Annotated in this window: 1 protein-coding gene (cut by a window edge); it reads left to right on the top strand. The window is 39.3% G+C overall.

The window, feature by feature from the left end; genetic code table 11:
* Window positions 1-14,003 carry the end of a tandem-95 repeat protein gene (locus FB6_RS09695; protein WP_174559800.1) on the top strand. Its footprint begins 24,700 nt before the window's first position, so only the last 14,003 of its 38,703 coding nucleotides appear in the window; its start codon lies beyond the left edge, outside the window; the stop codon is at window positions 14,001-14,003.
* Window positions 14,004-14,051: the final 48 nt, after the last annotated feature.

Here is a 14,051-nt window from a genome sequence, read left to right as displayed (position 1 = left end):
CAACGGATGGCAGCACGTCGCTTAACCAAAAACTACGCATCAATATCAGCAATGTCAATCAGCAGCCAGTCTTTAGCAGTGTACCGCTGCAACTGGTCTATGAAGGCGAAACCTTGGCCTTTAACTTGCTGGCTCAGGACGCCGATAACGACGCACTGCGCTATCAGCTGGTTCACGATGAAAATACACCAGAAGGTATCTTGGTGGACGCGACTACAGGTTATGTCGAGTGGACACCGACGGCCGACATGGTCAACAATGGCAAGGCTGATCAGCAAGCCTATGATTTAACCTTCATGGTCAGCGATGGACAAATCACTGTACTGAAAAAAGTTCAGGTTCGTGTGCTGGATGTAAATAAAGTACCATCCATTCAAAGTACAAACCGCACTCTACTTGTAGGTCAGGACTTTGGGCTGGATGTAACCAAAGCTGCTCAAAATAGCCTAAGTAATAACGGGAATATATGGGTAGCCGATGCAGATGGAAGTACACAGACTCAAGGCTTAACCGTCAGTTTTGATCAATTGCCTGAAGGCGCAATCTATGATGCTGTAACAGGAAAACTGAGCTGGACGCCTGGTCCGGGACAAATTGGCAAATTTGTAATTTATGCACGGGTTTCTGATGGATATGACACCGTTCGCCAAGCCATCACGCTGAATGTGGTTGCAGAACGCAATGCCTATACGCCTGATTTACATATTGAAACAACGCCAGCCATTCCTGTCCTTGCCGGACAAATCGTAACAGCGACCGTACGTGGAGATAGCTTCAGTGCCATTGCCTCAACAGTAGTTGAAGTTCGTGGTAGTGCAATGGGAACAGAGCAATGGCAAACGGTTGTACTGGATTCAACAGGTCGTATCAAGCTGACAGGTAAGCAGCCAGGTCTGATTGAAATCAGAACCACAGTTACCGATATTGATGGCTTTACCCAGCAGCAGACAGAAACAATCCGAGTGCGTGACCCATTAGATACGGTTGCACCGGTGCTGTCATGGCAGGGGCAGTTAAATGGCGCTTCTTTACTTAATCAGCCTGTTGTCATACAGAATCAGACTGACATTACAGCCTTGGTGAAAGAACAGCAATTGATGGGCTATAAGCTTGAAATTGCCAGTAATAAGGCCGGAAATTTGCAATGGCGTACATTGCAGGAAATCTCACTGAAAGCTGAATATAGCAACCAGATTGTCGACGTTTTGTCCCTTGATCCTGCATTATTTGCTAATGGCGCATATCAGTTACGACTGACCGCGTGGGATCTATCAGGCCGTTTGGAAGAAATTTATGCCAATGTTGAAATTAACAGCAGTCAAAAACAACTGAATCTGGCAACCAGCGTAGATGCGAGCTTCGCACTGGGTTCGCAGAATATAGATATTGTCCGCTACATGACAGCGGACAATACGCAGGGCGATTTTTCTAACTGGCTGACCAGTTTATTTGATACCCAGTTGACTCATAATCAGCGTTTGACCACCAGTATTGGTACTGTTGCAGCATGGCAAACAGGTGCACAGGTCTGGTTGCAGATTCCTCAGGGACTTACAGGACCTGATGCACAACAAATGCAGTATCTGAATTTCAGACTGGATTTACAGCGCACCTATGCAAATGGGGCAAATACTGGAATCAGCCAGTTAACGCCATTATTTAGTAGTGATCAGGGCTGGACATTAACTGCGCATAGTACAGAACAGCGCATGGTCGAGAATTTAATTCAACAAGGTCAGAGTTTGTATAGTGAAAGTACTGGCCTGGCTTGGGTACCATCGTACTTTGTACTGACTTCACCACAGGGTGTTCGTTATCTGCTTGATCAGTCTGGTCAGGTGATGTCTGTAGAGTTTAGCAATGGTGAAAAATGGCTGGTTGGTCAGAACAATATTGTTCTAACGGCCGGTCAGACCCAGCAATTCATTGAATTCAAACGTGATACTCAAGGTCGAATCAGCCAAATTACTGGCAAGACCGCAGCAGGCAACCAGATTAGCCTGTTGTACCGTTACAACTCTAATAATCAGCTGGAACTGGTACGCAACCTGATTACTGGTGAAGTGGTACAGCGTTATGTATACGCTGAAACAGGAGAGTTAAGCCTGGAGAAATCCACTGCTTATCTGGGTGCGACTGTGGACTGGATGAATTCATCTGCAACCCAGCCTCAGTGGCAGGGTCAGATTGACCAAGGGACACAATACTTTGATTTTGCACTTCGTGAGTCAGAACTTGCTTCTACCATTAAATCAATGGGGGCGTCGGGTGCCGTCATTGTTGCAGTAGAAACTGTCGGCAATGTTCAGGATATTGCTATTAATGGTGCAACAGTCGTATCACAGCAACGGGTTGGAAACAGACTGATTACGCTTGTGAGATTGACCAGTGCAGGCTTTAAACAGCTTGCTGTGACTGCTGAAGGAACGGTGAGTATTCGCCTTTCTGTTGCTGGTGACATGAATGCAGATGGTTATGTAGATGGCTTAGACAGTGCATTGTGGCAACAGGCCCAGACTTCGGCACAACTGCGTGACTTGAATGGAGATGGCATTGTTAACAATACCGATCTGCAAATTCTTTATGCCAATTATGGCTGGAAAACTAATCAGGCACCGGTGAATGTGATTGCCGATGGTGAACAGGTTCTGAAAACACATACTGACTTGACTGTAAGTGGTGCACTGAATCAGATTGCAGTGGACCGTGAAGGAGATGCTGTTTACTGGAATATTCTTTCTAGTGCGCATGGTACGGCACAATTGTCAGCCAATGGCAAGAACTTGAGCTTTAAACCTGAAGCAGGGTTCTCTGGCTATGCCACTGTGACTTTACAGGCCGATGACGGTTATGCCAAAGGTAAGCCAATCGAGCTGAGTATTTATGTCAGCGATGCAAAACTGGTACTGATTCATATTGAACGCCTTGCAGCACTTGCCTTGGGCAACAGTTCAACATTACAGATTACTGCTGACTTTGAAGATGAAGATGATGTGGTCTTAACGCCAGATTATTTACAGTTTATTAGTGATAATCCAGATGTATTGACGGTGGATGCACAGGGTAATGTTACGGCTAAAAAAGCAGGGATTGCCACTGTTCACGTGTCTGCTCGTGGTATTGAAGGGGTGAATGTAATATCTGTAGATATTAATCCTTATACACCTTATGTAGATGAAAATGGCTTTGAAGTAGATGTTTATCCAAAAGCAATCAATTTACCTCTTTCTGTAAGTAGACAGCTGAAAGTTCATGATGCTGATGGTAAATACATTTCAAATTCCAGTTCAGGGATCAAATATTATATTAGTAACAGTTCATTAGCGGAGGTAACAGCAGATGGATTAATCATACCAAAAGCTCTGGGAATTACTAAGGTAACAATCATTTATGAAAATATGCAAACTGAAATATTGATGCATATACAACAAGAGCAAATTGGGAAAATCAAAATTCCAAGTAAAGATGGTGGAATAACATCAGATTCTACAGGAAATGTTCTAATGGTAGCATCAGGTTCGTTGCCAGATAATACCGAAGTATCGATTGAAACTGTTTCTTTAGATAGTATCAGTTTACCTCTACCTGCTAAAGAACACTTAGCTGGACTTGCTGCATTTGAAATAGATTTGTCTGGAGAAACTGCATCTAAGCCGTTGCAATTGGCGATTAATGTAGGTGATTCATTTATAGACCCACAAACTGGGCAACATACACAATTAGAAGAAGGCTCGGAAGTTTTATTTTGGAGGAAAGGGACATTTGTAGATGAAAATGGAATAGAGCGAGAGACTTGGTGGTTATTAGATAATGGTTTTGTTGATGCGAATGGGGTAGCTCGAACTGCGAGTCCACCATATGGGGGAGTTTCTGTTTCAGGAATGGTTGTAGTTACAACGGCAGTTAAAGATGTTGATAAAAAGACAGGAGCAATGACTATTGTCCAAACTAATCAGGACTACTCTTTTATTTATAGTTTAATGGCCAATGCTGTTATGGGAATGGGGAGAGGTGTATTATTAGATACCTTGATAGATTCAGTATTTACATTATATGATAATTTCTCAGTGGTAACTTATACTCTCGCTGGTAGTTATAGTAAGGAAATCATAGTAAACAAAGATGATGGAGGAATAACAAAAGCGACGATCGATGTACCAAAACTGGATACTGAAGAACCTATAATTACAGGTTATTCATTTAATGCTAATACAAATGAACTGATAGTTGACGTTAAAAATGTTTCAATAGCAAATGAATTAAATATATGGTTAGTCCCACAGGGAGACCAAATAGATCAACCTGTAGATAGTGCAGATAAGGGTTTGATTTGGAAAAGCTATAGAGCCTTTTGGACGGACGTAGATAAGTATGTTATTAAAATAGATAATGGTGTAGCTCTTGGCTTACACAATATTTATCTTGAACAAAAAAATTATACTTATACTGATAATGGCATTAGAGTCGCTGGAGATTATTCAGAATATTCGGATCTTGTAAGTCTTCAAATTGAACCGCCAAAAGTTTCTATTGCATTAAGTAATACAGAAATCATTATTAGTGAACAAGGGAAAATAACAACTGATTTTGGAATTAAGCGTGTTGTTAAATTAGATGAAAAAGGTAACCAGATACAGTTATCTTTACATAGCAATAAAACAGATCCAATTGCATATAATGAAGATGGTTCTTTAGCTTTTATAGCTGGTAAAAACATTATTTATGTATTGGATATGATCTCTTACAAAATAGTTGAATCAATACATGTAAAAAGTTCAGGACAATATATTACAGCTCTTTTATATAATGATGGTTGGTTATATGTGAGTAGTTATGGCCCATCCTCATTGATTCGTATTAATGTAGATGAATTATCGACAGAGTTTTTGAGTGTTCAACAGACTTTAGATATTACTACTTCAGCCATCACTGGTTTTGGAGATATGGCTATTAGTCAAGGCAGATATTTAGCTGTGATCGCATCAGTATCAGATAAAGGGGTATTAGGAGGAATTGGTGGGGCTGTATATTATAAGAAAGATCCAGTAGGTGATGTATATATAATTGATTTAACTAAAATTGATTTCAAAGGTAATTTTACTGAAAATAATGCCATAGATGTAATTGATATTGGAGATCTAGGAAATATAGGTCAACGTCCTTTACGTATTACAGAAGGATTGTATTCTGGCGAATTTATAATGACGAGTCTTCGTGATGTAAATTATGGTCTTAGTACTATAAAAGTCGGGTTGGATAATAAAGGTAATTTTACTCAAACTTCAAAACATACCCGTATTAAGTTAAAACCAACGTATACATACGCAGATTATAATCCAGCTATTAGAACAAATAGACAAGAGATTCAAAACTCATCAGATGTAGTGTTAGTTAATTATAATAATATGTTATATGCCTTAGTTTCAGATTATAACTTCTGGTTTAATGATAGCTCTATAACAGAAGAAGGTATGTGGGGAGTAAATAAACGAATTGGAGGGAAAATTGGTATTATTCAAGATCCGTTTGGCTATTATGGAGACCCAATATTTATTGGATCAACTATACCAATTCAGGGAGCATCTATTGAAACATTAACCGTGACGGATGAAGGTCTATTACAGGCTAGTGCATGGATGGATGAAATGGGAGGCCCAGATGATGGTTATTATTCTCGAATGTTTAGAAGTATTTTTGTTTGGGATATAAAAAATTTATTGGACTCAACAAATAAGTTTATAGACCAAAATAAGGTTGATACACAAAAGCCAATTGAAGCTGCTTTACCATCAAGATATGATGATTTGACGGGTATGAATATTTTTAATAATTCGGTAAGAACTATACAAAGTTATTCACAGCAAAAAAATAATATTTTTGATTTAGATAGTGCTTTGAAAAATAATACTTCTGAAGAAGGTGGAAATGAAACACCAACAGAAGATAAAGAACATGTTGAGACAGAATACTTTGACTTGAAACTAATGGGAACTGCTGGTGTAGCTCTAACAAGAGAATATGCAAAAAACCTGTATATGAGTGCGATGGTTCAAACTGAACTATTGAACATCTTATATGGTTATTCAGAGCCTGAAGCTGAAAAAATAAGTATTGCAAAACAATTATTCCTATCTACATATGCAGATGATGTAAAAGGCAATAATCAATTATCTCTGACAGATAATGAGTTATTTGGGATCTTTGATCAATATAATGAACTATCTATTCAAGACTTAGAATTAATGTTAAGGGCTTCTTTCTTAACTGAACAGCTTTTGAATAAAGAAATGGGGTGGTTAATTGAACAACTTAATCTGCATTTACCTACACCGACAATAGGCATAGATGATCTAAATTCAACAGTGACACTTGAGTCATGGTCAGACTTGTTGAATGGCGAAGATGTTGAAATTCAAATTACTGAAAATTCTATTACAGCAAAATCGAAAGGAAAAAATTTAGTTGTTTCATTAATAGTATCTTCACAATTAGCAGTACCTGCAGGAAAAGTAGGAAACTCCGCTGCGAATTTAAATCGTCAAGCTGAAAGAGTTGTTCTAATGAGTAACACTTCGGCAAAGGCATCACGCCAGATTGCTCAGACCGGAACTAAGGTTGCAAATAAGATTAAGATTGGCGCTAATGTATCGAATGGAGGAAAATCAGTATCTAACGCTTTAGATGCTGGGAAAAAAGTTCAGCAAGCCAAAACATCAATGACACAGGCAATAAGAGAGTCAATAGCCAAAAATTCAAGAGCTATAAAAGCAATTGCAGCTACGGCAGCAGCAGCTACAGCAGCTTATTTGATCAAAGAAACAAGTACTAATAATCCAGAAAAGAAATCTGAAAGAAGTAAAACTTATTTTGTTGGTGGTACCTCTATTTTAACTGATGTAGCCTATAATAAATATAAAGAAATTATTGAAGGTGATTATTATGAGAATGGGGTTAAATACAATTTGACATATGGGGGAGATATTAAAAAACAGCAAGAATTACTTGTAAAGTATCTGAATGAGTTAATACAGGATAAATTTTTGTTTTCAGGTATGGGGGATAATATTAAAGTTGAACTGGTGAGTGGTCAACAAACAGGGCAAAAAACAGTTGATGGAGTTGGATATGCTAATGCTGTAATTAGTTTTAATTTTATGATACCGACATCAACTTCAAATGATGGTTTAGTGTTTGATTCGGTTGGTATGCCTGTATCCAAAGAAATTCAAATTAATACTAGAGATTGGGCTTTCCTTCAAAATAATTATATTTTTGAGAATAAAAGAAAAGTTAATGGTAATACTAAAGCAGAAATATTTTATACTCATGATGGTTCAGCGAATAAGAATAATGTTATGGCTGGATTTGATTTAACCTTTAGAACGCTTAAAAATAAGTTATTAAATCCGGCGATGTTGTTAGATAGAATTGAGATTGATTTAAATTATGTTGCCTTAAAGGATAAGTTTTTATTTGCTTCAGTTATTCAACATGAATTAACTGAAATTATAGAATTATATACTTTGGCAGCAAAAAATATTGTGACCGCTGATAGATTGAAAAAAATAGTTTCTGACAATACATATGCAGAACATGAAGATGCGAAAAAGGCAAGTGATGCATTACTTGCAGAACTTCAACAATCTCAAATTGATGATGAATTCTTTAAATCTAATGTTTTAGCTAAGTATCAAACTGAACAATTGAAGAGTCTTTATGGTGAATCAAAATGGATGGGAGATCTGCATGAAGATGCAGTAAAACAGCATATTGAAGATCAACATAGTATTTCTGATAGTGAATATTTTAGCCAAGTTAATTATCAGCTCTATGTTAAAACCAAAGTAGTCGATAACTATGGTGATGAAAAATACATTTATACTCCTAAAGAATATACATTTATTGATCCAAAATTAGGTGCATATACGCAAGAAGTTCGTGGTTATTTTGATGGTTTATATTTTGATGCAGAGAAGAAGTTACTTCAAATTGTCGAAGCAAAATCTTCATTACAACAATATATGCACGATGCTATTAAAGGGGGAACGAATAGTTTAGGAGCTGAACTTGCTGATAATTTGTATGAGGAAATCAAGAAAGCAATTGGATATCAGCCTAACCAGAAATATTTATATAGAGATATTTTAAAGCAAGATGATCCGAATGAAGAAATTGTGATTCGTATATTTAATAATGATTTAATTAAAAAGTTAAGAATTATAGAGCAACTAAATGGTATTACTATTCTTGTTGAAGGGAGTGATGGTGGATATTACCTAAATAAACAAAGCGATGTAAAATCTGGTAGCAATGTAGTGGGTGTAAACCGAAGTATAGAACTGTATTTACGTTATTACGAAAAATCTACGAGTTCGGGCACTGCAGAACAAAATATTAAATCTGCAACTGCTTATGATAAATATTATGTGGTCAATAGTAGTAACTATACGCAGTTTATCGATGGCTCAGTTAAACGCGAAAAAACACAACAAATGCAGGTTTTAATTTCTGAAGCCGCTAAGCAGCAGTATCAGATTAACCGTATTACAATTGAAAGTCTATTTAACACTGCACAGCAATATTGGGTCAATTTAGGTGTGAGTGCAGATTTGTTTGCAGGTGTATCACTTGATATTCAAGATATCGGTATAGGTAATACCATTGCCTATGTAGAAAATGGTCAGCATATTATTCTATCTCCAAATGCGGCTGGTTATGGCTGGTTTATTGATGAAACACCATTTGAACACAATGAATTTGATTTAAATTCCACTGCAAATTATGGTGAGGCAGAAGATCGAATCATTGCTGGACAAATTGATCTCTTGACGGTTTTAATTCATGAATTAGGTCATACTATTGGTTTATCAGATACATTTGTTGCTAAAATGATGATGGGCGGATTTATTCAGCCTGGCATTCGGTTATTACCAACTGCAGAAGATCTACGCGGCTGGGTAGTTCCTGAAGAATTACCACGCCAAAGCTCTGATATCCATTATTTTATTGTTGGTACTTTAGTTGCTAAACCTATTGGTGGCAAAGCTTGGGATAGTACAGAACTAAATATTCAGGATATGTTCCAAAATACTTCTACTGCATGGAATACATCTGGAAATGTCTCTCAGAAATTTGAAGATGTAATTTTACAAGAGATTAAACAGCAACACACCAACCTTTCCCAAGCCTTCAAAGTAGGTGAATACGACCGCGTTCTGACCTTTACCGTAAAAGATCAGCAATTGTCAGACTATAACAACCGTCCTGACGATGCTTTTGAAGTCGCCTTATTGGATGCTCAAACAGGTGAAGCATTGTTTAAAGTAAATGACTTAAACAATACCGATTCACTGTTTAACCTGCAGGCCAATGGAACATATTCACTTGCTCAGGGTATTGAGCGCATCATCAATGCAGATGGAACCCAAACCTTCTTCATTAACCTGGATCAGGCACTTGTGGGTCGTGAAGTCCTGTTGTCATTCGACTTGCTCGGTTTTGGTGAAGCAGACAGTCATGTGACACTCAGCAACATTCGTATGGTTGCCGAAAGTATGGCGATTAATGATCAGTACACACTGGATGAAGATGCAATACTTTCAGGCAATGTCCTGAATAATGATGTGCTGATTCATCAGACGGTAGACAATGTCATACTGGTCAATGCGCCACAACATGGTGAATTGATTCTGAAAGCCAATGGTGAATTTAGCTACACACCACATGCAAATTACTTTGGCGAAGACCAATTTAGTTATTACTTTGTGATGACTGATGGCACAGAATCTAAAGTAGCAACGGTAAAACTCGATATTCAATCTGTGAATGATGCTCCTGAATTTGTTCAACAACCTGAATGGGAAGTCATTGCAGGACAGCCTTTAGTACTGAATTTTGATCAGTATGTACAAGACATTGAAAATGATGATATTCAGGTTTCAATCACAGTACAGCCTGAGTTTGGTATGATCAGCTTTGATGCGCAAACAGGTCAGTATGTTTACTTGGTTGATAAAGACTTTGTTGGTACGGACAGCTTCAGTATTGTGCTTTCTGATGGCGATGCAACTTCTGAGACCTATACTTTCAGCATTAAGGTATTGGCATCAAATACAGCACCAGAGTTAGTTGGTCAGAACATCGTGACTGATGAAGATCAAGGCATTGTTATTGACTTACTGGCAACTGCACATGATGAAGATGGTGACGTGCTTACAGCTGTAGTCGTGACTCAACCTATACATGGAAGACTGGAGTTGCTTGAAGATGGACGCTATCAATATGTTCCGGCGAACAACTACAATGGTACTGACAGCTTCAGCTATAGCGTGAGCGATGGTGAATTAAGTTCTCAAGTTGTTTCTGTCAATATTGTGATTCATGCTGTGAATGATGCTCCAGAACTTAGTGCCCAGCAGTTGGCGACAGATGAAGATACTTCAGTGATCTTCAATCCATTTGCGACAGCTTTAGACATAGACAGTGTCAACCTGACTGCGGTTATTGTGGTGCAACCTCAGAACGGACGATTAACTCAAATCTCTACCGGTGCATATCTGTATGTGCCATATGAAAATTATAATGGAACTGACAGTTTCAGTTATCTGGTGAGTGATGGTGAGCTGAACTCTCAAATCGTAACGGTATCTATAGTCATCCACGCCGTGAATGATGCACCTGTGGCATCTCCGATGATCAAGATACTGGAAGAAGATACTGAAATTGTCTTCAGTTTATTGGGCAATGCCAAAGATGTGGATGGAGATAACCTAACTGCTGTGGTTGTGAATCCACCATTGCATGGGCAATTAACTGAAACACTGCCAGGAATTTATCATTATGTTCCGGAACCGAATTTTAATGGTAAAGTGATCTTCAGCTATTATGTGACGGACGGGGTTTTACAGTCTGAAACGGTAAATGTGCTGCTGGTTGTTACGTCAGTGAACGATAAACCTACACTGACACCACGTATTATCTCCATGGTAGAAGATGGCCAGTTAATGCTGAATCTGCTGGAAAATGCTCACGACGTTGAGGGGGATCAGTTAAGTATCGTCATTACTGAACCACCGCTTCATGGACAATTTACAGCGGCAGGTGGCGGTTATTACCACTTCATTCCTGAGCCGAATTTCAATGGTGAAGTGACGTTCAGTTATTACGTGACAGATGGTCAGCTTAATTCAGAAACCGTGAATATTCTGATTATTGTTAATGCTGTGAATGACGCACCGGTATTGTCTGCCCAGAATCTAGTGACGGATGAAGATACAGCACTTATCTTTAACCTGTTACTGACGGCTTCCGATGTAGATGGTGACAGCTTAAGCACAGTGATTGCCAATGCGCCAACCCGTGGTCAATTGGTTCAGCTTGCAGATGGACGATATCAGTATCAGCCAGTTGCAAATTATTATGGAACAGACAGTTTCAGTTACTTCGTCACGGATGGACAGGCCCAGTCTCAGATTGTGAATGTCAATATTACGATCAACCCAGTCAATGACATGCCTATAGCGAAACCTAATGCTATTCAGGGACAGGAAGATCAGGCTCTGATCCTGAAATGGTCGGATTTCGCTCTCAGTGATATAGATGGCGACACTTTAAAACTGTTGATTAGTTCATTGCCTGAACGCGGATTATTACAACAGTTTAAGGATAATCAATGGATCGGGGTTTCTTCTCTGACTCTACTTGGTCAAGCAGATTTTGATGCAGGGTATATCCGATTTGTTCCGGCTGCCAATGAAGCCAGTGATGCTTTAATTGCAGGTATAGGTAATAACAAGCAGATTTATGCTCAAATTGGCTATAAGGCATTTGATGGTCAGTTCTATAGCGAATCTGCATATCTGAATATTCAAATAGAAGCCGTTGCTGATCAACCTGTTGTATCTGTAGGTTCTAGCACAACTCAGGAAATTATCTTCCAGACTGGATGGGAAAGTGCCGTTAATAAGGATTCAACATCCACGCTTCTTGAACAAAATGTGTTTGAAGGTTGGACTTTACTGAAAGGGCTGGATTGCAATCTGTTTGGTACAGATGGTTTTGAAATCTGGAGCAATAATGACCGTATGGATAATGCCTTTGCTATAGCAAAAACTGTACAGGCAAAAGCAGGCAATGGTCAAAATTGGCTAGAATTGAACGATGCCGGCTTGTTCCAGGCTCAGACTCTCGGGATTTCTAGAAATGTCGAAACTGAGCTGGGCCGCAGCTATAACTTGAGCTTCGACTATGCAGGTCGTTTAGGCTTCAGTGAATGCTTTACCCAAATTGCAATTTATGTCGATGGTAAACGCATTGCGACTTATGCCAATACCAGTCCAAATGACCAGTTGAACTGGAAAAATGTACAGTTCAGCTTCGTAGGTACGGGCAAAGCACAAAATATCCAGATTCGTATTGATGCGCCACTGACTCACTTAAGTGGTCGTGGAGCAATGATTGATAATATTGTGCTTTCAACCCAAAAATCCTTGAATACGGGTAAAGAAGATCAAAGCATGCTGTTGCCTGAATTGCGGGCAACGTTGCAGGATGTGGATGGATCGGAGCAGTTGAAAGTTGCTCTGGTTGGATTGCCTGTGGGTAGTCAGCTCACAGATGGTACACATCAGTTTATTGTGACTGAACAGAAAACTGTAGCAGATATTACCGACTGGAATATGCAAACTCTGCAGCTGACTCCGCCTAAAGATTTCAGTGGTGAAATTAAGGTACAGGTTGTTGCGAGCAGCATTGAACGTGCAAATGGTAATGTTGCGACCGCAATTCACGAGCTGAAATTACAGATTGCTGCTGTTGCAGATGCACCTGTTCTGGAAACACAACAGTCGAAAAATGCCTTAACCAGCCTCCAAGTGTTCCAGACGGAATGGAGCGGTGTCTATAACGCCATACTGAATAAAAATGCAACCGTTGTTTATGGTAGCAGTCTAGACGGTTGGACAGGACACAGTGACCAGTTACTGAAACTTGATGCATTTGAGGTATGGCATGCTGGAGACCAGATTAAGAATGCTTCTGGTAAATTGGTCAGCTTGCAGGGCAAAACATCAAATGCCTGGATTCGATTGAATGATGGTAAGGATACCTTGTATCAACAAAATGCCATTGAAAGACGTATCAGCACCATCAATGGTAATGTCTATAACTTGAGTCTGGAGATGGCTGGCTTGCCAGGTCTTATTGCAGATTATGGTCGAATCGGTATTTACCTCGATGGGCAACGCATTGCATCTTTCGATGCGGCAAGCGATCTGACGGCATTAAATTGGCAGCAATACAATATTGACTTCAATGGTAATGGCAAAGAGCGTGTACTTCGCATTCAACTTGAAGGTAATCTGGCTGGTCGTAGTGCCTTTATTAGCAATATTCGCTTGGTAGAAACTTATATTTCTACGGCAAATACTATTTATGCGGCAATTGGCCAAACCACGTATTTACCTGTGCTGACAGCACGTTCTACCGATCTGGATGGTTCTGAAACGATCAAGCTGGAAATTTCTGGATTAAGTCAGGGTACGGTGTTGACTGATGGTACTCGCTATATCACAGTGCAGTCGGCGCAGCAGTGGATTGATATCAGTCAGTGGGATACAACTCAATTGCGATTTGCGAGTAATAGTAGTCAGAACATGAGTGTTCAGGTTCGGGCTACTGCGGTCGAGCAAAGTAATCAGCACAGTGCAAGCAAGCTGACTACAATTCAGGTGAATATGTTGGGTGGCACGGCATGTGCAACACCATGGCAACTGCTGAATGGCTTTGTTTCTACATGGAGCAATCACATTTCTTCTGTATCTTTAGCTGTACAAGCACAGTGGGCATGCCCAATTCAGTTTAATAGCACTATTGATTTTAATATTCTGAAATCAAGTCAGGATGAAGATGATGAATGGCTAATACTACGTGAGCAAAAACAATCTGATGCCTGGCTTAAGGCACTGGAATTGCAAGCCCAGCTGAACTGGAAAAAATTGATATAACTAAAGTAAAAGAGATATCCATAAGTGGGTATCTCTTTTTTTGAAATT

It is taken from the genome of Acinetobacter bouvetii, from assembly GCF_902753875.1.
Taxonomy (GTDB): domain Bacteria; phylum Pseudomonadota; class Gammaproteobacteria; order Pseudomonadales; family Moraxellaceae; genus Acinetobacter; species Acinetobacter bouvetii_A.
This window is presented reverse-complemented; position numbering and strand designations above follow the sequence as displayed.